The sequence below is a fragment of the Cellulophaga baltica genome (genome assembly GCF_900102165.1).
Classification (GTDB): Bacteria; Bacteroidota; Bacteroidia; order Flavobacteriales; family Flavobacteriaceae; genus Cellulophaga; species Cellulophaga baltica.
Genome location: NZ_FNBD01000012.1, coordinates 21468 through 45109 on the forward strand (window position 1 = coordinate 21468; position 23642 = coordinate 45109).

Consider the following 23642-nt stretch of genomic DNA (forward strand, 5'->3'; position numbering starts at 1 on the left):
AAAACTTAAAAACTAATCTATAAATCGTTTTAATAATTTACGAACATCTTTAGTACCGTCTACATAATACTTTGCAGATGTTTTCTGGAGTCCCACTTTTACCGTTACAGCAGTTTTTGGAAGCTCTTGGAACATAAATTCATCGGTCCAATCATCGCCAATAGCAAAAACAAAATCGTAATCGTTTTTACCATACATACGCATTGCGGCACGGCCTTTATTTACGTTGCTGCTTTTTATTTCCATAACCTTATTCCCGTTTAAAACACTAAGGTCATCATTGGCAATTAGACTAGTTAATACTGTATTTAATTCCGAAGCTCTTTTTTGACCAAAATCAGGATCTGTTTTTCGGTAGTGCCATGCTAGCGAATAGTTTTTTTCTTCAATAAAACTACCCGGAGTTCTGTCTACGAACGATTCTAATACTGGAAGTATTTTTTCCATCCAGTCTTTCTTTACATTCTCTAACATGCTAAATTCTGCTCCGTTTTCAGAAATCCATACTCCATGTTCTACAATCATATTGTATTTTTTAGGTAAGAACCATTTGGTAAAGGTTTCTTTATCCCGACCACTGATAAGGTACATGTCTGTATTTTCTTGTGATGAAATAGCATCTAATAAATCATACAATTCTTCATCTGGACTCGCTTTTTGCGGATTGTTATGGAAGCCTGCTAAAGTACCATCATAATCTATAAACAGTAACCTTCTTTTTGAAGTTTTATAATCATCAGTAATTTTATCCAATAATTGTGCTGAGAGCTTTCTAGACACATAGCTACGGCTGTTTTCTTTTTGATCTGTTAAGGAGCTCATGAAATCATTAGCCCATCGTTCTACATTATACCGCTCTAATCGTTTTTGTAAAACATCATTACGTTCTTGCTGCTCTTCTTTAGGCATTTGAATTGCTTGATGAATAGTATCTGCAATCTGCTCAAAATTATTAGGGTTAATTAATAATGATTCATTCATTTCATTGGCGGCGCCTGCCATTTCACTCAAAATAAGCACTCCTGTTTTGTCTGTTCTTGTGGCTACATATTCTTTGGCCACAAGGTTCATACCATCACGAATAGGAGTAAGCCAAGCAATATCACTAGAGGTATATAAATCTATTAAGTTTTCAAAAGGCATAGACCTGTAGAAATACCAAATAGGTGTCCAACTTACGGTAGAGAATTCTCCATTAATTCTACCTACAAGCTCATCTACCTCTCTTTTTAAAAGTTGGTATTGTGGTACATTACTTCTAGAAGGCACAGCCAAAATAATTAAACGTACTTTTTCCTTATACTGTGGGTATTTCGTTAAGAAATATTCAAAAGCATTTAAACGTTTCGCAATTCCTTTAGTATAGTCTAAACGGTCTATGGAAAGAATAAATTTGGCATCTGGGGCAGATTCCTTATGGTTATTTAAACGTTGCTGTAATTCAGATTGCTCTGCTTTTGAACGTTGTTGGTGTTCTAGTGCAGCATCACTAAATTTCTTATAATCAATTCCCATCGGGAAAGAATCTACTTTTATAATACGGTCTTCTAGGTAGATATCATTAAAACTTACATCTAAACCAAGAATACGACGTACAGAACTTAAAAAATGACGTTCATAATCATAGGTATGGAAGCCTATTAAGTCAGAACCTAATAATCCTTCTAATACTTCTTTACGCCATGGTAAGGTTCTAAATATTTCAAATGAAGGAAACGGAATGTGTAAAAAGAAACCAATAGAAATGTTTGGTAATTTTTCACGCACCATTTGCGGAACCAACATCAACTGATAATCATGTACCCATATCGTATCATCATCATCTGCTTTTGCTACAATGGCATCGGCAAATTTCTGATTTACTTTTTTATAGGTCTCCCAGCTTTCTATTTCAAATTCTGAATATTCTAAAAAATAATGGAATAGAGGCCAAACGGTTCTATTACTAAATCCGTAATAAAAGCCATCTACTTCTTGTTGGGATAGATTTACTTTTGATGATCCATGTTTTGACAGTGCATCATCAATATCACCTACTAAGTTTTCAGGGATTTCTTCGTCGGTTAAACCACTCCATCCAATCCAAAGGCTATCTCCACCAGAGTGCACAGATTTCATTCCAGTAGCCAATCCACCCACGCTTGGTATTGCAGTTATGCCTCCATTATGAATTTGTAATTGTATCGGTAGTCTGTTTGAGATTATGATAGTTTTGCCCATTATTCGGTTGTTTTTACAGTTTTTTAGAATTAATTTCTCTAAATTTCGTGAAAAAGAAGGGTAATGACAATTTTATTAACCTTTTGAGTTAGCAATTTATTGATATGGATAATTTAGACTACGGAATAATAGGAAATTGTAGGAGTGCAGCATTAGTTTCTAAGATTGGTTCAATGGACTGGTGTTGTTTGCCAGAATTTGATTCGTCTTCGGTGTTTGCAAAGCTATTGGATGAAGAAATTGGAGGGAGCTTTGGTTTTGAAGTTGAAGATACGTATGAGATACAACAGTTCTATGATGCTGAAACGGCAATATTAATTACCAAATTTACAGAAGGAGAAGAAAACTGTTTTGAAATTCATGACTTTATGCCAAGGTTTCATAAAGAGGATGATACGTTTTTTGCACCACCAGAAGTTTCGCGTTTCGTGAAACTTGTAGCAGGAAAACCAAAATTTAAAGTGGTTTACAACCCTAAATTAGAATATGCACAAGGCAAAACAGAATCTTTTATAAAGAAAGATTTTATAGCGAGTTTAACCCATGAAGTTAAGTTTGATACGGTATTCTTATACACTTCTTTTGATAAAGAGAAGGTGTTGAATGGTGATGAAATTACCTTAGAAGAAAATGGTTTTTTTCTACTAGCTTATAACGAGAAAATATTCTTACCGACGACGGAAAAAGTGTTTTTAAACTTAGAACGTACGCGCATTTATTGGATGGATTGGTCTCAGAAAACGCCCACCTATAAGAAGTTTGATAAAGAAATTAAACGTAGTGCACTTACCTTGAAATTATTAAGTTATGATAAGACAGGGGCTGTTTTAGCAGCCGCGACAACATCACTTCCAGAGACCATTGGAGAAGTTCGTAATTGGGATTACCGTTTCTGTTGGATACGTGATGCTTCTATGGTGATCAAAGTGGTTTCAGATCTTGGACATAAGAATGTAGCGAAACGTTACTTGCAGTTCATTATTGATTTGATTCCTGATAAGGATGAGAAGTTACAGATCATGTATGGTATTAATCGTGAGAAAAAGCTAACAGAGCAAACCTTAGAGCATTTAAGTGGTTACAAAGGCTCTAAACCTGTTAGAGTAGGTAATGCAGCTTACGAGCAAGTACAGAATGATATTTATGGGATCCTGATGGATGTGATCTACGAATTGATCAACCAGTTTAGTATTGGAATCCAAAACGGTGAAGAGCTTTGGGGCATTACCAAAGGAATTGTTTGGATTGTAGAAAAGCATTGGCAAGAACCAGATAAGGGTATTTGGGAATTTCGTTCAGAAGACCGACACTTTACTTTTTCAAAAGTACTTTGTTGGACGGCTATAGATAGAGCTATAAAAGTAGCAGAGCTTTTAGATAAAAAGCATAAAATTGAAAAGTGGAGGCCTCTAGAGCAAAAAATTAAGAAGGACATCATGGAAAATGCTTGGAATGAAGAAAAGCAAGCATTTACACAATCGTATGGTTCTTCAGATATGGATGCTTCTGTATTACTTATGGAGTCTTACGGATTTATTGAAGCCAAAGATCCAAAATTTGTGAGTACGGTATTGGCCGTAGAAAAAGACTTATGTAATGATGGCTTGTTATACCGTTATAAGAATGAGGACGATTTTGGTGAGCCTTCTTCTTCATTTACCATCTGTACCTTCTGGTTCATCAATAGCTTATTTAAAATAGGGCAGGAAGAAAAGGCACTGCATCATTTTGAGCAATTGTTAAGTTATAGCAACCACCTTGGCTTATTTAGTGAAGACGTAGATTTTAAAACAAAACGCTTATTAGGGAATTTCCCGCAAGCATACTCCCACTTGGCATTGATAGAATGTGCAATTAACTTCTCTAACAAGGCTTCTGAGGAAAATGTTTTAGAGTCTATGAGAGAGTAATAGAAATATACTTATTTGTATTTAAAACTAGTTTTCAATGCTGAACTTTCAGTAGCGAAAACTAGTTTTTTTATTTATAGAAAAACAATAGCATTTAGGAATGCTACCTAAAAGCTCCTCATCGATCGTTTGTAGTAGCGGCAGTTTTAGCCGCAGTATAAACAAAGCTATATGTTTTTGTAAAAAAAATCAGAGCTCAGGTTTCTCCCAACATACTAAAAATAAAAAAACCGCTCTGTTAAGAGCGGTTCTTCCTTCTGCGTTTAAAACAAATAATAATCAGAATTAGTCAAAGGTATAACCATTGTCTGCAGCTACTTTATCCGCAATTTGCGTGCGTAAAGCTACTACATTAGGGTTATTGGTATATTTTGTAAAACGCTTAAGGCCCATTAACATCATACGTTGCTCGTCACCTTCAGCAAAAGAAACAATAGCTTCTTTTCCTTTTTGGATAACAGTATCTACAGCAGTGTATAAGTATAATTTAGACATCGCAATTTGTGTAGCTTGTTCTGCTTCACCAAATCGTTTTACGTTTTTCTCAGTTCTTAGTATAGTAGACTCTGCCATGTATATTTCAATTAATATATCAGAAGCAGACATCATCAGTTGTTGATGGTTTTCTAATTCAGCACCGTATTTTTGCACAGCAGAACCAGCTACCATTAAAAATACTTTTTTCAATTTAGCCACCAAATCTTTTTCCTCAGCAAAAAGCTCAGAAAAATCTGGTGTTTCAAAAGAAGGGATACCCATTAATTCTTCACCAACTTTAGTTGCAGGACCTAAAAGATCTACATGACCTTTCATTGCTTTTTTAACAAGCATACCTACCGCTAACATACGGTTAATTTCATTGGTACCTTCATATATACGAGCAATACGAGAATCTCTCCAGGCAGATTCCATGGGTGTATCAGCACTAAAGCCCATACCTCCAAAAATCTGAATACCTTCATCCGTAGTACTTTGGCAATCTTCAGATACAGCTACTTTTAAAATAGAACATTCTATAGCATATTCTTCAACACCTTTTAGTTCTGCTTCTTGATGAGAATTTCCTGCAGCTTCACGCATTGCAATTCTATCTTCAATATTTTTCGCAGCTCTATAAGCAGCAGATTCATCAGCATAAACATTAGTAACCATATTCGCTATTTTAGCTTTTATAGCACCAAAATTCATAATAGGAGTTTTAAACTGAATACGCTCATTGGCATATTTAGTAGCCTCGCCAATAACACGACGTTGTGCATCTAAGCAAGCAGCAGCTAATTTAATTCTACCTACGTTAAGGGCATTCATGGCAATTTTGAATCCGTTTCCTCTATCAGAAAGCATATTCTCTACAGGTACCTTAGTTTCATTAAAGAATACTTGACGCGTAGAAGAAGAATGAATACCTAATTTTTTCTCTTCGTCACCTAAAGAAATACCATTACTAGGGTCATTTTCCACGATAAATCCTGTGATGTTCTTATCATCACCAATTCTTGCAAAAACAATGAATACACTACAGAAACCTGCATTTGAAATCCACATTTTTTGACCAGAAATACTATAATGTTTACCATCATCAGACAAAACTGCTTTAGTTTTACCAGAGTTAGCATCAGATCCTGCACCTGGCTCTGTAAGGCAATAAGCGCCAAACCACTCACCAGAAGCTAATTTAGGAACGTATTTTTGTTTTTGCTCTTCCGTACCATATAATGTAATTGGCATAGTACCAATACCCGTATGGGCACCAAAAGCAGTACTAAAAGAACCTGTAGCACCAGAGATATAATCACAAACTAACATGGTAGATACAAAGCCCATACCCATTCCTCCATAAGACTCGGGTACAGCAACGCTTAACAATCCAAGTTCACCCGCTTTACGCATGGTCTCTTCTGTATAAGCGTAATCTTTTTTCTCAAAACGTTCCCAATGCGCCCAAAGTTCGCGGTCTACGAATTCTTTGGTGCTATCACGCATCATTTTTTGCTCTTCAGATAAATCTTCAAGCGTAAATATGTCTTCACAGTTGGTTTCTTTTACTAAGAACTGACCTCCACGTAGTATTTCTTTTTCTGCCATTGTTATAATTTTTCCTATCGCCATTTCTTTAAAAAAAGAGAAAAACGATGTTATTTTAAGTTAAGATTTTTATTTTTTTTATTCTCAATCCGGCCTTAGTAGAAAGATTGAGAAGGGATTTTATTTTAAGAATTCGAAAATTCCTGCAGCGCCTTGGCCAGTACCTACACACATAGTTACCATACCATACTTGCCTTGCATATCTCTCTTGCGCATTTCATCAAAGAGTTGCACCGATAGTTTTGCTCCAGTACATCCTAGTGGGTGACCTAGGGCAATAGCACCACCATTAACGTTTACGATATCTTGATTTAATTTCAACTCACGCATTACGGCTAAAGACTGTGAAGCAAATGCTTCATTCAACTCAATCAATTCAATATCTTCTTGTTTTAATCCGGCTTGCTTTAAAGCTTTCGGAATTGCTTTTACAGGACCGATACCCATGATACGTGGCTCAACACCTGCCGCAGCATAATTTACCAAACGAGCTATAGGTTCAAGGTTTAATTCTTTAACCATCTCTTCACTCATTACCATTACAAAAGCAGCACCATCACTCATTTGAGATGAGTTACCAGCAGTAACACTACCACCAGCAGCAAAAACAGCTCTTAAACCAGCTAAAGCTTCTTTACTTGTTCCTTTTCTAGGACCTTCGTCTTTAGTGACCGTATATTTTTTAGTTGCTTTTTTTCCATTTTCGTCCACGTAGATTTGCTCTACATCAATAGGAACAATTTGGTCTTGAAAACGATTCTCTGCTTGCGCTTTTAAAGCTTTCATATGAGAATGGTAAGCAAACTCATCTTGATCTTCACGAGATACTTTAAATTGTTTAGCTACGGCTTCTGCAGTATTTCCCATTCCCCAGTAGTAATCTTCATGACCAGATTTAACGAGGTCATAATTTAATTCTGGTTTGTTTCCAGTCATAGGAACAGAGCTCATGCTTTCTGCACCACCTGCGATGATACAGTCTGCCATTCCTGCCTGGATTTTTGCAGTTGCAATACCAATAGTTTCAATACCAGAAGAACAAAAACGGTTTACCGTTACTCCAGGAACATCCACCACGTCTAATCCCATTAAAGAAATTAAACGGGCCATGTTAAGTCCTTGAGAACCTTCTGGCATTGCATTCCCTACGATAACATCGTCAATTCTTTTTTTATCTAATTGCGGCAGCTCCTTCATCATATACTGAATGGTCTCTGCGGCTAATTCATCTGTTCTTTTGAATCGGAAGACCCCTTTTGGAGCTTTACCGACTGCTGTTCTATATGCTTTTACTATATATGCTGTTTTCATTTTTCTAGTTTCTTAAAGGTTTCCCAGTTTTCAACATGTGCTGAATTCTTTCTAATGTTTTATGTTCTGTACAAAGAGATAAAAATGCTTCACGCTCTAGATCCAACAAATATTGCTCTGTAACTAGTGTAGGTTCCGATAAATCTCCACCAGCCATAACATAAGCTAATTTGTTAGCAATCTTTTTGTCGTGTTCACTGATGTAGTTACTATCTTCCATAGAATCTGTACCTACTAAGAACATTCCTAAAGCTTGTTTTCCTAAAACTTTAATGTCTTTACGTTTTACCGGTTGCGTGTATCCAGCCTCTGCCATTAATTTAGCATGCGCTTTAGCTGTAGCAATTTGTCGGTCTTTATTAACAACAACAATATCTTTCCCTTTTTGTAAGATGCCTAAATCAAAGGCTTCATAGGCTGAGGTAGAAACCTTAGCCATACCAATAGTTAAGAAGTATTCTTGAAGCACGTTAAGCTCTACATCATTCTTATGAAATTGGTCTTGTGCTCTAACCGCAAACTCTTTAGAACCACCCCCGCCAGGGATGACACCAACACCAAATTCTACTAACCCAATATAAGTTTCTGCTGCAGCGACTACTTTATCTGCATGAAGTGAAAGCTCACAACCACCCCCTAGTGCCATTCCATGCGGAGCAGCTACAGTGGGTATCGCAGAATAACGCATGCGCATCATCGTATCTTGGAACATTTTAATAGCCATGTTCAACTCGTCATACTCTTGCTCTACGGCCATCATGAAAATCATTCCGATGTTTGCACCCACAGAGAAATTTGGCGCTTGATTACCAACGACTAAACCTTGGAAGTCTTTTTCAGCAAGGTCAATAGCCTTATTTAAACCGGCTAAAACATCACCACCAATGGTATTCATTTTAGATTGGAATTCTACATTCAAGATTCCATCTCCTAAATCTTCAACCACAACACCGCTGTTTTTGAAAACTTCTTTAGATTTTCTAATGTTGTCTAAAATGATAAACGAATCTTGACCTGGAATTTTTTCAATAGATTTCTTCGGGATATCATAGAAATAAGTAGCTCCGTCTTTAACAGCGTAGAACGATTTTGTTCCACTGGCTAACATATCATTGACCCAAGCAGCAGGAGTTTCTCCTTCTGCCTTCATTATATCAAGTCCTTTTTCAATGCCTATAGCATCCCAAATTTGGAAAGGTCCGTGTTCCCATCCAAATCCAGCTTTCATTGCATCATCAATCTTATAAAGCTCATCTGTAATTTCTGGAATTCTATGCGATACATACGCAAATAATGCAGCAAAACTCTTTCTGTAGAATTCACCAGCTTTATCTTTTCCAGCAACTAATACTTTAAATCGGTCAGCAACCTTATCAATAGTCTTTGTTAATTCTAAAGTGGCAAAACTCGCTCTCTTACTAGAACGATACTCCATGGTATCTAAATCTAGCGTTAAGATCTCTGTTTTTCCTTTAGCATCTTTTGATTTTTTGTAAAAACCTTGCCCTGTTTTACTTCCCAACCATTTATTTTCCATCATAGTATTGATGAAGGCTGGTAATTTAAATAGGTCTAATTTTTCATCGTCTTTGCAATTCTCAGCAATTCCGTTTGCCACATGCACCAACGTATCTAAACCTACCACATCAACAGTTCTGAAGGTAGCAGATTTAGGACGGCCAATTACGGGGCCCGTTAATTTATCAACTTCTTCCACAGTCATTCCTAACTCTTTTACCATATGGAAAAGACTCTGAATGCTAAAAATACCAATTCTGTTTCCAATAAAAGCAGGAGTATCTTTAGCAACAACTGAAGTTTTACCTAAAAACTGTTCCCCATATCCATTTAAAAAGTCTAATACTTCAGGTGAAGTTTTAGGACCAGGAATTATTTCAAAAAGTTTTAAGTATCGTGCAGGGTTAAAAAAGTGCGTTCCACAGAAATGTTTCTGGAAATCTTCACTACGCCCTTCACTCATGAATTTTATAGGAATACCAGAGGTGTTTGAGGTAATCAAAGTACCTGGTGTTCTATGTTTTTCTAAATTTTCAAAGACTATCTTTTTAATGTCAAGTCGTTCTACCACCACTTCAATAATCCAATCTACCTTAGAAACTTTAGCAATATCATCTTCAAGGTTTCCTGTTGTGATACGATCAGCAAATTTCTGATTATAAATTGGTGACGGTTTAGATTTTAATGCTGCGGTTAATGAGTCATTTACCAATCTATTGCGAACCACTTTATCTTCAAGCGTAAAGCCTTTAGCTTTTTCTTTCTCATTTAGTTCTCTAGGGACAATATCTAGTAATAATACTTCAACTCCGATATTAGCAAAATGACATGCTATGCCACTTCCCATAATTCCAGAACCAACAACGGCTACTTTCTTAATGTGTTTATTCATCGAATTCATTACGATTAAATTGTTTTTGAATCTTTAGTGTAAATTTTCTTATCTATAACCAACTTATTAATGGTATCCATAACTTCAAAAAAACCATTTAAGTGATCTTCCTGAACGTTGTCTTTAACTACTTCATTAAAACGAAGTACAACATTTTTTGAATCCACTCTTTTTTCTAGGCCAAATGGTGTTAGGTGAATTAAAACACCTCTTCCATCATTAGGATTTGGTTTTCTAATAATCAAGCCTTTTTCTTCCATACTTTTTAGTATTCTAGAAAGGCTCGTTGCTTCCATGCCCATTTTAGGACCTAGTGCAGTAGAAGGGGTGCCTGTTTTTGGATCAATACTTAATAAAGTGAAACCTACCGCCATGGTGGTCTCAAAATTTTTAGCCTCTTCGTTATACATTCTGGCAACTGCTTGCCAAGTGGCTCTTAAAGCATAATCTATTGTAAGCTCCTTCATACATTATTTATAGAACTCAAATATAGTAAAATTTATTATGCATGCATAATAAATTTGTGGAAATTTTTTGATGTTGATTGTTAATTCTTTAAACTACAATCTAAGATAATGTATTACACTAAGGTTTTAACGTACTGTAGACTAATTAATTATAAAAGCAAGTTGGTTTTTGTAAGAAATTTTCTACTCATAACAACAGGGTGGTAGGTTTAGAATGCATTGGGTCCGTTGAGCCTGTATTTTTGCAAAAAAAATAAATTTATGATGGAGTGGTAGGGAAATAAAAATTTTACTATCTAGGTTTTAGTATAGGTTCTAAAAAGTGTAATAAGGTAGCTTGGTTGTAGAATGAAGGGTAAAAATAAAAATGCCAATACAATCTGCGTTTTAACTGCGTATCGTATTGGCATTGTTATTTTAGAACTTATAAAAATGGTTAATGTCCGAAAATGTCATTGTATAATTCTACGTATTTCTCTTTTACAATCTTACGACGTAATTTTAGGGTAGGGGTCAGATGTCCATTTTCAACACTCCATGCATCTGGTGTTAATCGGAATTGTTTCACCGTTTCCCATTTTGCAAAGTTTGTATTGGCATCATCTACTTCTTCTTGAATTCTAGCAATAACCTTTTCATTTTTAACAAGGTCTTCATTACTTGTGATGGTGACATTGTGAATCTTAGCCCAATTTTTAACAAAATCAAAATCGGGTTGAATAAATGCGGCAGGCATTTTCTCACCTTCTCCAATCACCATAATTTGGTCTATAAATCTAGATTGCTTAAATCTGTTTTCTAACAATTGAGGCGCTACATATTTACCGCCAGATGTTTTAAACATTTCTTTTTTACGATCAGTGATTTTTAAAAATCCTTCAGCATCGATCTCTCCAATATCTCCGGTATGGAAATAGCCATTAATGATTACTTCTTTAGTTTTTGCATCATCTTTAAAGTACCCTAGCATTACTTGTGGCCCTTTAATACAAATTTCACCATCACTTTCGATCTTAACTTCAGTTCTGTCAATTGGTTTTCCAACAGTACCTATTTTAAAACCGCCATTACGCATATCATTAACCGAAACTACTGGTGATGTCTCTGTTAAGCCGTAGCCTTCCATCACACCAAAATCTGCAGCATTAAAGATGCGCGCTAATCTAGGTTGTAGTGCAGCACTACCAGAAGCCATTACAGACAGCTCCCCACCAAGGGCAGCTTTCCATTTGCTGAAAATTAATTTACGCGCTAAGCTCAGTTTTTGTTCGTACCACCAGCCATTTTGCGCATAAGGCTCATATTGTAAGCCTATATCCACTGCCCAAAAGAATAATTTTTTCTTAATACCTGTTAAGTCAGTTCCTTTGGCAATAATTTTGTCATATACTTTTTCTAACAACCTAGGCACCGCAGTCATGACATGTGGTTTTACTTCCTGAGCATATTCACTTATTTGATCAATAGGAGCGTAGTAAATAGCACAGCCACAATATTGGTATAAATAAATAAGCATGCGCTCATACACATGGCATAAAGGTAAAAAGCTTAAGGCTCTTGATGCTCCTACTTCTATTGGAATCCGTTGAAAACTTCCAAGCGCATTGCTTACAATGTTCTCATGAGAAAGCATAACACCTTTTGGTCTTCCTGTGGTACCAGAAGTGTATATTAAAGTAGCTAAATCTGTGGTTTTAACCGCATTTTTTAAATCATCTACTTCATTTTGATTCGAAGTATCTTTTCCTAAATCTAAAACTTCTGACCAATTTTTGCAGTCACCTAGCGTGTCAAAAGAGAAGACATCAATTAAGTTAGGCACCTCATGTCTAATCGCTTTAATTTTTTCATACACTTCTGAGCAAGAAACAAAACAGTAGCTTGCCTCCGAATGATTTAAAACATACGCATAATCTTCTTCCGATATTGTTGGGTATATAGGAACATTTTGCGCTCCTAATTGGAGTATACCAATATCCATAATATTCCACTCGGTCCTATTCGAGGAAGATATAAGAGCAATTTTGTCATTAGTTTTTACGCCTAAACGTAATAAAGCTCTACTTATCGTATTGGCTTTGTCTAAATACTCTTCTGTTGATGTCGCAACCCATTTCCCATCAGTTTTAGTAACTAGTGCCTTTTCAAGGTTGTATTTTTCTAGCTGATAATAAGGAAAATCAAAGAGTCGGGTTATGTTTTGCATAGGTTTAATCTGAATTTGTATTGCAAAATAAGAAAAAAACCGACTTTAAAACTGAGAATCACATAAATATTAACGTTTCTGTCATCAAATTCGTTAAAATGATTTTAAGCTTCTGGTAAAATTAATTTTTCCAGTCATCTACAATAAACTGCAATTTAACTAGTTATAAGTACTGTTAAACCAAATGTAGGAAAAATCCTTCGATTATTTCGTATTTTTGTTTTAATCAGTACTAAAACTAAAATCGATGAAAAAAAACTACTCCAATCTTAATTATGCTATTTTTATCCTAGTAGTCCTCTGTAATTTCACCTTTTTAAAAGCGCAATCAGAACCTTTTGAATGTGATTTTAATGCGTATTTATTTCAGTATAACGATATCTATGCGGTAGATTTAGCTTCGGGCGGATCTTATATTGTAGCTGAAGACATTACACCAGGTAGTATTAATGCGGCGGCATATAATTCTGCTGATGGTTATATTTGGGGATATTTATCCTCACCAGCTAAATCAATTGTCCGTATCGGAAAAGATTTTATACCAGAAATTTTTGAGATTCCAGAATTACCAGACACTAAAAATAAGTATGTAGGAGATATTAGTATTGATGGGATTTATTATTTCAAAGCAGGAGGTAGTACTTTTTATGGGATAGATTTAAATCCAGCTTCTGAAACGTACTTAGAATATCTTGGTTCTTTTACTTTAAATAAAAATATTAGTATACATGATTGGGCCTTTAATGCAGTGGATAACAAATTATATGCGGTTGAAAAAGGGTCCAATATTTTGTATAGAATTTCTGTAGCTACAGGAGACGTGGAAGACTTGGGCATTGTGCCTATACTTTCAGGATTTGACTATACCTATGGAGCGGTATATTTTGATGTAGATGGTAATTTCTATATCTCTGCCAATCAAACGGGCTCTGTGTATAAAATAAACAATGTACATACTATTTCTAACGGTGCTATGGTGTCTAATATATTTGCCTTTGGTCCGGCGAGTGCAAGTAATGATGGTGCACGTTGTCCTACAGCACCTGTACCGCAAGAAGATTGTATAAATGGAGTAGATGATGATGGTGATGGATTGGTAGATTGTGATGATCCTTCTTGTTCAGGAATAAGTTCTTGCCCTACCATTACAACAACATCAGGAGGTAATGATGGAGGATTAGAAAGTAATGACAGACTCTCTAGTTTAATAAATCAGCGAAACTTTAATCGAGCAACAGCTAATTATAAGTTTGATAAAACCACCGCTAAAACCATAAAGAAAGGATTTAATTATAAAAGAAAAGGAGCCTATACCAGTAAAGAAATTCCATTAAATACGTTGGTGCCTTTAGGTATTGTAGGGGAGACTTCTACGATAGAATCTTCGCCAGCAGATTTATTAGCGCTTACGAATGCCTCTGATATTTTCTCTGTTGATTATTTAAAAGAGAGCGAAACCGTTAGTGCTTTAATGGTGATAAAAACGGATGATAATGTGTATGAACACAGTAAGTTTATATGTGATCGTTTTCTAGGCGCCCAATTGTTATCGGTGTCTACGATTCAATTACGAGAAAAAGATTTTATTAAGTCAATTATTAAACAAGCAGACGGCAGTATAGAATTTGCTTTGACATTTTCTGCAAGAGTTAACGAGAATGATGAATTTGTAGTAGAATCTCATTGGAATATTGATGCTTATGAAAAGAATACAGCTTATTATAATTTTCAAATATGGTCTAATTCGGTTGACGATTTACTGAAGTTAGGAGATGAAATACTAAACCTTTTGGAGGCTAATAGCGTAATTATCGATTATAAAGGGTCTACACCACCTCCGGTTTTTGTAAGAAGCGCTAGTTATGCTAATGGTGCTATAAACTTACAGCTTACCAACAATAATAATAGTACGTCTATTACTATGGATGGTGGAATGAAAAAGACAGAAACTAGTGGTACAGATAACTTGAACTTAGCGACAACTATTACTTCAAGGGTAGAAAGTATTACGGTAGAAACAGGAGCATTGTTTGATTTTGGATTTAGAATACAAAATGCGCAAGGCGATACACCAGATGATCTTTTTGTTGCAGATGCACCTTGGGGCTTAGATGAATCTTCTGACAATACCACCGTAACTGTGTATGATGTGCAGCAGAATGAAACTAGCTATGCACATAGTGGATATAGGATAGAACGGAATGTTCATGCTAAAGGAACGACTGCCAATTATTTAGGTGTTTATCGTGCATTAACACCACGTTTTCAAGCAGTAGATTTGTCTGCTTATGAGAAATTATCTTTTAATGCCTCTGGAACAGGAACTTTAGAAGTTAAAATATTAAAAGGTGATGGCGCTTTTTACACCACAGAACTTCTGCTAAGTGATGAAGATAAAATGTTTACGATTCTTGCTTCAGATTTTAAAAATGAAGAAAATAGTATAGGAGATTTTTCAAACTTAAAAGTGGTACTTTTTAATATGCATTCTACGGATGGAAGTGTTCAGGAAAAAGAAATGACAGTATCCGAGATCGATTTTAATAATAGATCTGCTATAGAAGAAGAAATTATCGTGGAGGAAGAAACGAGCACAAAAGCTTTAATATATCCTAACCCAGTAGAAGCTTCAACTACCTTATATTATACTTCAAGAACAGATGATACCTATACGTTGGAGTTATTTTCTCTAAATGGAATTTTATTAAATAACCATTCGCAAGAAGGAACAAGTGTAGTCGGAAAGAACGAAATTACAATACCTCGTAAAGACTTGAGTCCTGGAATTTATTTTTACAAGTTAGCGAGTAAAGATCAGATATGGAGCGGAAAGATTGTTGTTAAATGATATTGATTGATAATTAATTGCTATGAATAGAAAGGCCATTTAATTTTAGATGGTCTTTTTTATTGCAAATAAAATCAAACTACTAACCAACCTCATATTAATAGATTCCATATGGCATTAAAATCTTTAAGTACTAAAAACGGAATATTTGCTGTAGAAAGTGAAATTAATGCAGCTACAGCTTCTCACTTTAAATAGTATTTTGAAACTAACCTTAATGCTAATTCAAAATAAAAAAGACCACTTTGCGAAAAGTGGTCTTTTTTTATATTCTAAATGAAGTTTATTATTCTTGTGTTTCAATCCAAACTCTAGCATTTATAAAAGCTTGTAGCCAAGGCGTTACTTCATCTTTTCTATAGGATGGGTAATGTGCCCAGTTCCAAGGAAATGTGGAACGTTCAATATGTGGCATCGTAACCAAGTGTCTTCCTGTTTTATCACAAAGCATAGCGGTATTAAAATCACTACCATTTGGGTTTGCAGGATAGCCCTGATAACCATATTTAGCTACAATAGCATAATCAGACTCAGAAAGCGGTAGATTAAATTTACCTTCACCATGAGAAATCCATACACCTAATTTTAAACCTTCAAGAGAGGAAAGCATTACAGAATTGTTTTTCTGAATTTCTACAGAAGTAAAGTTGCTTTCGTGTTTGTTAGAATCATTATGCGTCATTTTTCCATGGGTATGATGTTCCGGATTAATTAAATCTAGTTCCATGAATAGCTGACAACCATTGCAAATACCTACCGATAATGTGTCTGGTCTTGCAAAGAAATTCTTTAGCGCAGTATTTGCTTTCTCATTGTATTTAAAAGCTCCTGCCCATCCTTTGGCACTTCCTAAAACATCTGAATTAGAGAAGCCACCAACAGCACCAATAAACTGTATGTCTTCTAGATTCTCACGACCAGAGATTAAATCGGTCATATGTACATCCTTTACATCAAAACCAGCTAAGTACATTGCGTTAGCCATTTCTCGTTCAGAATTACTTCCTTTTTCTCTTAAAATTGCCGCTTTCGGTCGTTTTCCTTCAATTTTAGGTAATTTACCTTCAAAACCAACTGGGAAGACATAGTCTAAAGCTTGATTCTTGTAATTATCAAACCGGTCTTTAGCTAAGCCATTTGCCGTTTGTTTATTATCTAATAAATAAGAAGTTTTAAACCAAGTATCTCTTAAGGAAACAATGTTTAATCCCATTTCCATACCTCCATTTTTAATGGTTAAGGTACTCTCGTGAGTAACGGTTCCTATCTTTTTAAAATCTATGCCTGCAGCTTTTAATGAGGTCTCAATGGTATCATCTTTTGCTTGAAAAACAACTCCTGCATTCTCAGCGAATAATAATTTTATGGTATCTTCTTCACCTAAACTAGAGAGGTCCAGCGTAGCTCCTAAATCAACATCAGCAAAGCATAATTCTAATAACGTAGTAATTAGTCCGCCTGAAGCAACATCATGACCAGCCGTAATTTGATCTGCTTTTATTAATGTTTGTAGCGTATTAAATACAGTTTTTACGTACTCAGCATCTGTAACCGTAGGTGCTTCATTACCAATTTTATTTAATACTTGTGAAAAAGAGGAGCCCCCTAATTTATAGTTGTCTTTGGATAGGTTGATGTAGTAGATAGCACCCCCATTTTTTTGTAATACGGGTTCTACTACTTTCGTAATATCGTTACAATTTCCTGCTGCTGATATAATTACGGTACCTGGAGAAATTACATCACCATCTTTATATTTTTGCTTCATGGAAAGAGAATCTTTTCCAGTGGGTACATTAACCCCTAATGCAATAGAGAAATCCGAAATTGCTTGAACAGCTTCATATAAACGGGCATCTTCACCTTCATTTTTACAAGGCCACATCCAGTTAGCAGATAGCGAAACAGAGGCCAAGCCATCTTTTAATGGCGCCCAAACAAGATTTGTAAGTGCTTCTGTAATACTATTTTTACTTCCTGCCGCAGGATCTATTAAACCAGAAATAGGAGAGTGGCCAATAGAAGTAGCGATACCTTCTTTACCTTTAAAATCTAAGGCCATTACACCACAATTGTTTAAGGGTAATTGTAATGGACCAGCACATTGTTGCTTGGCTACTTTACCTCCTACACAACGGTCTACTTTATTGGTAAGCCAATCTTTAGATCCTACCGCTTCTAATTGTAAAACATGATCTAAGTAATCATGGAAAAACTCTAAAGAATACTGGGCGTTATCATAGTTTCTAGGGATTGTTTTATCGGTCATTACCGTCTTTGGGGAGCTGCCAAACATATCTTCCAAGGCTAAATCCATAGGTTTTTCACCTGTAGTTTTAGATTCGAAAGTAAACCGATTATCACCAGTTACTTCTCCTACTTCATACATAGGAGAACGCTCGCGTTCTGCAATACGCGCTAGGAGATCTACATCTTTTTTGCCAATAACTAATCCCATACGTTCTTGAGATTCGTTCCCTATAATTTCTTTAGCCGATAAGGTAGGGTCGCCTATAGGTAATTTATCTAAATCTATCTTACCACCCGTTTCTTCTACTAATTCTGATAAGCAATTTAGATGTCCGCCTGCTCCATGATCGTGAATAGAAACAATGGTATTCACATCACTCTCTACCATGCCACGAACAGCGTTAGCGGCACGTTTCTGCATTTCAGGATTGGAACGTTGTATAGCATTTAATTCTATGGAAGCACTAAATTCTCCCGTATCTGCACTAGATACAGCAGCGCCACCCATCCCAATACGGTAATTGTCACCACCAAGGATTACAATTTTATCTCCAGTCTCCGGCTTGTCTTTTATTGCTTGTTCTGCTTTTCCGTAGCCGATACCACCTGCTTGCATAATTACTTTGTCATAGGCTAAACGACGATCATCTTCTGTGTGTTCAAAGGTTAACACCGAACCTGTAATTAGCGGTTGTCCAAATTTGTTTCCAAAATCAGACGCGCCATTAGATGCTTTTATTAAGATATCCATAGGGGTTTGGTACAACCATTCACGCTCAGGCATCCCTTTTTCCCATGGTCTGTTTTCTTCTAGTCTAGAATAAGCAGTCATGTATACCGCAGTTCCTGCTAAAGGTAAAGAACCTTTACCGCCTGCTAGTCGGTCTCTAATTTCGCCTCCAGCTCCCGTAGCTGCGCCGTTAAATGGCTCTACAGTGGTAGGGAAGTTATGTGTCTCTGCTTTTAATGAAATAACGGAATCAAAATCTTTTTCTTCGTAGAAATCTGGTTTATCGGCACTTTTTGGAGCAAATTGTACCACTTTAGGGCCCGAGACAAAGGCTACATTATCTTTATAAGCAGATACTATGGTTCCAGGATTTTCTTTAGAAGTCTTTTTAATTAATTTGAAAAGAGAAGACGGCTTTTCTTTTCCGTCAATGACAAAAGTACCATTGAAAATTTTATGACGACAATGTTCTGAGTTTACTTGGCTAAAGCCAAAAACTTCAGAATCCGTAAGTTTACGGCCTAACTTTTTAGCGAGTGTTTCTAGATAGCCTACTTCTTCATCACTTAAGGCTAAACCCTCTTTTTGATTGAAAGCGGCAATATCTTGAATATTTAATACCGCTTCAGGAGCAATCGCTATCGTAAATATAGCTTGATCCAATGCCTTGTACTTCTGTAAGAGCATTGGATCAAAGCCGTTATCTGTTTCATTCGAAGCAGAAAACTCCTCAATTCTAATAATACCTTCGATACCCATATTCTGAGTAATCTCTGTGGCATTGGTGCTCCAAGGTGTGATCATCGCTGCCCGTGGGCCAACAAAAAAGGCGTCAAGAGACGCCGTATTTATTTTAGGTTGGTTGCCAAACAACCACGATAATTTTGAAATATTTTCTTCTGATAGTTCGTTTTTGGTTTGTACTGCAAAAACTTTACTGGTGACTTCCCCGAAAAAGTGAATCATGTGCGGTCTAAATTGTTCGTTTAAGAAAGCACAAATTTACATTTTTTTCATTGAATTATTTACAGGAATAGTTAACAGTTTTCAGCTTAATTGTTGATTACTTTTTAATCGACTTTATGCTTTTTTCTCAGCTACTTTTTCTAATAGCGCCATATAGAACCCATCATACCCACTTTCAGAGGAGTAAATTTTGTTTTCTTTTAGCAATCTAAAATCTCTTCCTTCCTCAGAAGCTAAGAAAGTTTTTACCTGTTCATTGTTCTCTTGCGGTAAAATAGAGCAGGTAGCATATACCATTTTCCCTTCTGGTTTCAACATTCTACTGTAACTACGAAGAATTTCTTGCTGAGTAGCCATTATTTTTTCTAAAAACTCTGGTTGTAGCTTCCATTTTGCATCGGGGTTTCTACGTAAAACACCTAAGCCAGTACAAGGCGCATCAATCAAAATACGATCAGCCTTACCATATAGCTTTTTAATTACTTTGGTAGAATCAATAACTCTAGGCTCTATATTAAAAGCACCATTTCGCTTTGCTCTACGTTTTAATTCTTTTAGCTTGTTTTCGTAGATGTCCATGGCAATTAACTGCCCTTTGTTTTCCATTAAGGCAGCAATATGCAAGGTTTTACCACCCGCACCAGCACAAGTATCTATTACACGTTGCCCAGGTTTTACATCTAAAAATTCTGCAACTAGCTGCGAAGAAGCATCTTGTACTTCAAACATTCCGTTTTGAAATGCATCTGTTCTAAATACATTGCCACGTTCTGCTAATTTTAGTGCATCTGTATACCCTGCAATAGGTTCACAATCTATACCGTTTTCTAATAAATTAGCTCTAAGTGCTTCTTTGGTAGTTTTTAAAGTATTTACTCTTAAAATTACATCTGCTTGTTGGTTTAAGGCGCTTATTTCTTTAGTCCAGCGTTTTTCACCTAATGATTTCTCTCCAATTTCATCCATCCAATCTGGAATAGATTCTTTAAATTTTCTAATTTTTGAAAGCTCATCAAAACGTCCTTTAATCTTACGAGTAGGAACGGTTTCTATTTGTTTCCAATCGGGTAATTCAATACCTCTCAGTACAGCCCAAACAGCAAATACCCTAAATAAATTAGGCCTACTAAATGGTGCTTTTACTTCTGCAATTTCTATGTACAAACGTTTGTAACGTACAATTTCATAGGTAGTTTCTGCTATAAAACCTCTATCGCGAGCACCCCAACGCTTATCAAACTTTAATACTTTCTGAACTACTTTATCAGCATATTCCTCTTCATTAAAAATGAGGTTTAAGGCATCCACAACAGCAAACACCAAATTTCTATGTAGCTTCATTTATTTAAATCTTTTTGTTTTAACTAAAAATTAAGGCTGCAAAGGTATTGTATTAGAACTGATTCCCTTTAATTTTGATTAAAATTATCATTGTCGCGGTCTAGATTAGACCTTAATCGAAAAAAAGAACCAATACCTTTTGGTTTTTGTAAATGTTGAGTGTTATGAAATACGTATTTATTGCTATAATTTCCCTGCTAGTAGTTTCCTGTCATGAAGAAACAACCCGTAAACCGTTTACGGTCGTGACAGTAGACACTATTTATGAAGACTCCTTAAGTATACGTGCTATAGAGCTTATAGATAATACCCTAGCTTTTTCGGCTAATAAGGGATTTGTAGGGACTGTAAATTTAACTACAGGAAAAGTTTTTGGAACTAATGTTCAGTATGATTCTATTCGCCCAGAATTTAGAAGTATTGCACATACAGGAACCGATGTTTTTGTATTATCTATTGGAACGCCCGCTTTATTATACAAAACAGGGGATCATGGCAAACTAGAATTAGTGTATAAGGAAGAAGGGGAAAATGTATTTTATGATGCAATGACCTTTTGGAATGATCAGGAAGGGATTGCTATTGGCGATAGTAGTAATGGATGCTTATCAATTATAATAACCAGAGATGGAGGGAAAACTTGGCACAAGCAAGATTGTACTTCCTTACCTAAAGGAAAAGCGGATGAAGGGGCTTTTGCAGCCAGCAACACCAATATTAAAGTGATTGGAAATCAAACCTGGGTGGCAACTACCCACGGACGTATTTATTATTCGGACGACAAAGCTAATACTTGGTCGGTTATCCAAACTCCAGTGTTACATAAAGAAGCTACGCAGGGTATTTATTCTCTAGATTTTTATGATGATCGTTTAGGATTTGCTGTAGGAGGCGATTATACACAGCCGGAAAGCAGTAAGGCCAATAAAGTGATGACTACAGATGGTGGGAAAACATGGAATTTAGTAGCCGACGGTGTGGAACCTAATTATAAAAGTTGTGTGCAATTTATACCAAATTCTGATGGGAAAGGATTAGTTGCTGTGGGCTTCACAGGAATAAGTTATTCTAGTGATATGGGAGCTACTTGGAAGAAATTATCTGATGAGGGCTTTTTTACGCTTCGTTTTAAAAATGATTCTGTGGCGTATGCAGCAGGAAAAGGAAGAGTGTCTAAATTAATTTTCAACTAAAAAAACCGCTACATAGATGAGTAACGGTTTTTAAAGATATTTACTTGTTATTTTTATGCTTATCGCGATATTGCTTGATCAATTTTCGTTTAAAGTCTCCTTCAGATCTAATCAATAATAAAGTTTTCTTTGCAGAGATAACCTTCTGAATTTTCTTTAGGTATGTTTGCTCTAATTCTTCTTCTTCTTTCTCAAACTGAAGGTATTTATCTAAAAGCTTGGCAGAATCGTTTTCGGATAAATTATCAGAAGCATCGAGTTTCTTTCTTATTTCAGTATGACCTTTTTCGTGCAAGTCTTCTCTTTTAGCTTGGTATTCATTATAAATAGGCCAAAAGGTCTGCGCTTCTTTACTAGAAAGATCTAAACGTTCAGTGATAAACGCTATTTTAAGCGTTCTAATCTTATCCCAATCGCCATTTCGTTGTCCAAAAGAAAGCGAAACGGTAAGCATAAGTAGTAGTATGGGAATTATATTTTTTAAGTTATTCATTGCTTTCTATGTTTAATTCATCAAAATCATCAATATTGTTTTCTAGATAATCCATTACATTTTCATCACTCAAATGGTTGTCTATAACATCGTAAATTTCCAATTCATCTACCGGAATAATTTCGGCGATATCATAACTGCTCAAGCTAGATTCGTTACTGTCAAAATAATTTTCAATATCTACATCGGCTAAATCATCAAAGCTCAATTCCGGAGTTTTATTTAAATTTAGACCAATGGCTATGGTAATTGCAGCTGCTATTGATGCTGCAGCGTAATAGTATTTTTTATAAGATTTTAAAGCGATTACTTTAGGTTCTTTTGTTTCAAGTTTGGCTTCTAATTCTTTATTGAAATTCTCAAAATAGCCATCTGGAACTTTAAACCCTTCATTTTTAGGGGTAATAGCTGCTTCTTCAAGTAAATTATCGAGTAATTTACTGGTGAAGTTATCAAAATAACCTTCTGGAACCTTGAAACTATTTCCTGTTTTTTTCATTGCTATTGTTTGACTATCAATTTGTTAATAGGTTTAATCGTCTTTTAAAAATGCTTCAATTTTTTTAGTTGCTAAATGATAAGATGCTTTCAAGGCTCCTACCGATGTCTCAAGAATATCTGAAATTTCTTCATATTTCATTTCTTGATAATATTTCATGTTGAAAACTAATTTCTGCTTTTCGGGTAATGTGGCAATAGCTTTTTGCAATGCCAATTGAATATAATCACCTTCAAAATAAACATCAGATTCTAAGTTAGCAATCATCTTTTCCTGAATTTCAGAATTGCCAATATTCAATTTTTTACTTTTTGAATTTAGAAACGACAGTGCTTCGTTTGTGGCTATCCGATACATCCAAGAATATAGTTTGCTTTCGCCTTTAAAGCCGTTAATGTTTTTGAACACCTTTATAAATGTGTTCTGTAAAACATCATCGGTATCGTCATGATCTAAAACAATCCGTCTTATATGCCAATAGAGTTTCTCCTTGTAGGTATTCACCAACAATTCAAAAGCCCGTTTTTGCGTGGCCTCAGTCTGTAGTTGCTTAACCAAGAGTGCTTCTTCTATCAAATTTTAATGCATTAGATGTAGGTAGGACTCTAAATTTATAAAAAGGTTTAATGGGAATAGAGAAATTTGTTAAAATTTATGAAGTGTACTGAGAATTTACATTGTTCTGGTGTGTGAAGAAAAGTTCTGTAGCCTTC

At 35.6% G+C, this 23642-nt stretch carries 14 protein-coding genes; 3 read left to right on the forward strand and 11 right to left on the reverse strand.

Annotation, left to right across the window (positions count from 1 at the left end):
- Nucleotides 1-12: 12 nt before the first annotated feature.
- Nucleotides 13-2220, reverse strand: a complete 2208-nt coding sequence (locus BLQ19_RS17140) for a bifunctional alpha,alpha-trehalose-phosphate synthase (UDP-forming)/trehalose-phosphatase (RefSeq protein ID WP_029445717.1) — start codon at nucleotides 2218-2220, stop codon at nucleotides 13-15.
- A gap of 104 nt (nucleotides 2221-2324) precedes the next feature.
- Here BLQ19_RS17140 and BLQ19_RS17145 point away from each other — a divergent pair, with 104 nt between their 5' ends.
- Entirely contained in the window at nucleotides 2325-4130 is a 1806-nt protein-coding gene (locus BLQ19_RS17145) for a glycoside hydrolase family 15 protein (protein ID WP_074539165.1), read from the forward strand.
- A 285-nt stretch (nucleotides 4131-4415) separates the two neighbouring features.
- Here BLQ19_RS17145 and BLQ19_RS17150 read toward each other — a convergent pair whose 3' ends face one another.
- From BLQ19_RS17150 to BLQ19_RS17170, 5 genes are all read right to left on the reverse strand, one after another.
- A complete protein-coding gene (locus BLQ19_RS17150) occupies nucleotides 4416-6215 on the reverse strand; it encodes an acyl-CoA dehydrogenase FadE (RefSeq protein WP_025614405.1) in 1800 nt (599 codons plus the stop codon).
- A 120-nt stretch (nucleotides 6216-6335) separates the two neighbouring features.
- Nucleotides 6336-7526, reverse strand: a complete 1191-nt coding sequence (locus BLQ19_RS17155) for an acetyl-CoA C-acyltransferase (protein WP_025614406.1) — start codon at nucleotides 7524-7526, stop codon at nucleotides 6336-6338.
- Nucleotides 7527-7530: 4 nt separating this feature from the next.
- Nucleotides 7531-9936, reverse strand: a complete 2406-nt coding sequence (locus tag BLQ19_RS17160) for a 3-hydroxyacyl-CoA dehydrogenase/enoyl-CoA hydratase family protein (protein ID WP_074539166.1) — start codon at nucleotides 9934-9936, stop codon at nucleotides 7531-7533.
- Between the two features lie 14 nt (nucleotides 9937-9950).
- Nucleotides 9951-10403, reverse strand: coding sequence for a MarR family winged helix-turn-helix transcriptional regulator (locus tag BLQ19_RS17165; protein ID WP_029445720.1), 453 nt, complete (start codon nucleotides 10401-10403; stop codon nucleotides 9951-9953).
- A 436-nt stretch (nucleotides 10404-10839) separates the two neighbouring features.
- On the reverse strand, nucleotides 10840-12609 hold the full coding sequence (locus tag BLQ19_RS17170; protein WP_074539167.1) for an AMP-dependent synthetase/ligase: 1770 nt from the start codon (nucleotides 12607-12609) through the stop codon (nucleotides 10840-10842).
- Between the two features lie 247 nt (nucleotides 12610-12856).
- Between BLQ19_RS17170 and BLQ19_RS17175 the strand changes: the two genes are divergently transcribed.
- Entirely contained in the window at nucleotides 12857-15457 is a 2601-nt protein-coding gene (locus BLQ19_RS17175) for a T9SS type A sorting domain-containing protein (RefSeq protein WP_074539168.1), read from the forward strand.
- 286 nt (nucleotides 15458-15743) lie between these two features.
- Here the strand turns inward: BLQ19_RS17175 and purL are convergent, their stop codons facing one another.
- Both purL and BLQ19_RS17185 read right to left on the reverse strand, forming a co-directional pair.
- Nucleotides 15744-19403 (reverse strand): phosphoribosylformylglycinamidine synthase, encoded by a 3660-nt coding sequence (gene purL, locus BLQ19_RS17180; protein WP_074539169.1) that lies wholly within the window; start codon nucleotides 19401-19403, stop codon nucleotides 15744-15746.
- A gap of 114 nt (nucleotides 19404-19517) precedes the next feature.
- A complete protein-coding gene (locus BLQ19_RS17185) occupies nucleotides 19518-20744 on the reverse strand; it encodes an RsmB/NOP family class I SAM-dependent RNA methyltransferase (protein WP_074539170.1) in 1227 nt (408 codons plus the stop codon).
- A gap of 164 nt (nucleotides 20745-20908) precedes the next feature.
- Here BLQ19_RS17185 and BLQ19_RS17190 point away from each other — a divergent pair, with 164 nt between their 5' ends.
- Nucleotides 20909-21937: a WD40/YVTN/BNR-like repeat-containing protein gene (locus tag BLQ19_RS17190; protein WP_074539206.1), complete on the forward strand. Its 1029-nt coding sequence runs from the start codon at nucleotides 20909-20911 to the stop codon at nucleotides 21935-21937.
- Between the two features lie 40 nt (nucleotides 21938-21977).
- Here BLQ19_RS17190 and BLQ19_RS17195 read toward each other — a convergent pair whose 3' ends face one another.
- Genes BLQ19_RS17195 through BLQ19_RS17205 form a run of 3 tightly spaced genes read right to left on the reverse strand, consistent with a single transcriptional unit; the run spans nucleotide 21978 to nucleotide 23505 of the window.
- Nucleotides 21978-22430 (reverse strand): hypothetical protein, encoded by a 453-nt coding sequence (locus tag BLQ19_RS17195; protein WP_024479814.1) that lies wholly within the window; start codon nucleotides 22428-22430, stop codon nucleotides 21978-21980.
- Nucleotides 22423-22929: a hypothetical protein gene (locus BLQ19_RS17200; protein ID WP_074539171.1), complete on the reverse strand. Its 507-nt coding sequence runs from the start codon at nucleotides 22927-22929 to the stop codon at nucleotides 22423-22425. The genes BLQ19_RS17195 and BLQ19_RS17200 overlap by 8 nt, the downstream gene beginning before the upstream one ends.
- Before the next feature lie 33 nt (nucleotides 22930-22962).
- Entirely contained in the window at nucleotides 22963-23505 is a 543-nt protein-coding gene (locus BLQ19_RS17205; protein WP_025614414.1) for an RNA polymerase sigma factor, read from the reverse strand.
- Between the last annotated feature and the right edge of the window lie 137 nt (nucleotides 23506-23642).

Bases quoted from the DNA above. Each gene is read 5' to 3' on its own strand.
- BLQ19_RS17145 (WP_074539165.1), top strand. From the start codon at position 2,325: ATGGATAATTTAGACTACGGAATAATAGGAAATTGTAGGAGTGCAGCA.
- BLQ19_RS17170 (WP_074539167.1), bottom strand. From the start codon at position 12,609: ATGCAAAACATAACCCGACTCTTTGATTTTCCTTATTATCAGCTAGAA.
- purL (WP_074539169.1), bottom strand. From the start codon at position 19,403: ATGATTCACTTTTTCGGGGAAGTCACCAGTAAAGTTTTTGCAGTACAA.
- BLQ19_RS17150 (WP_025614405.1), bottom strand. From the start codon at position 6,215: ATGGCAGAAAAAGAAATACTACGTGGAGGTCAGTTCTTAGTAAAAGAA.
- BLQ19_RS17200 (WP_074539171.1), bottom strand. From the start codon at position 22,929: ATGAAAAAAACAGGAAATAGTTTCAAGGTTCCAGAAGGTTATTTTGAT.
- BLQ19_RS17160 (WP_074539166.1), bottom strand. From the start codon at position 9,936: ATGAATAAACACATTAAGAAAGTAGCCGTTGTTGGTTCTGGAATTATG.
- BLQ19_RS17185 (WP_074539170.1), bottom strand. From the start codon at position 20,744: ATGAAGCTACATAGAAATTTGGTGTTTGCTGTTGTGGATGCCTTAAAC.
- BLQ19_RS17190 (WP_074539206.1), top strand. From the start codon at position 20,909: ATGAAATACGTATTTATTGCTATAATTTCCCTGCTAGTAGTTTCCTGT.
- BLQ19_RS17140 (WP_029445717.1), bottom strand. From the start codon at position 2,220: ATGGGCAAAACTATCATAATCTCAAACAGACTACCGATACAATTACAA.
- BLQ19_RS17165 (WP_029445720.1), bottom strand. From the start codon at position 10,403: ATGAAGGAGCTTACAATAGATTATGCTTTAAGAGCCACTTGGCAAGCA.
- BLQ19_RS17155 (WP_025614406.1), bottom strand. From the start codon at position 7,526: ATGAAAACAGCATATATAGTAAAAGCATATAGAACAGCAGTCGGTAAA.
- BLQ19_RS17195 (WP_024479814.1), bottom strand. From the start codon at position 22,430: ATGAATAACTTAAAAAATATAATTCCCATACTACTACTTATGCTTACC.
- BLQ19_RS17175 (WP_074539168.1), top strand. From the start codon at position 12,857: ATGAAAAAAAACTACTCCAATCTTAATTATGCTATTTTTATCCTAGTA.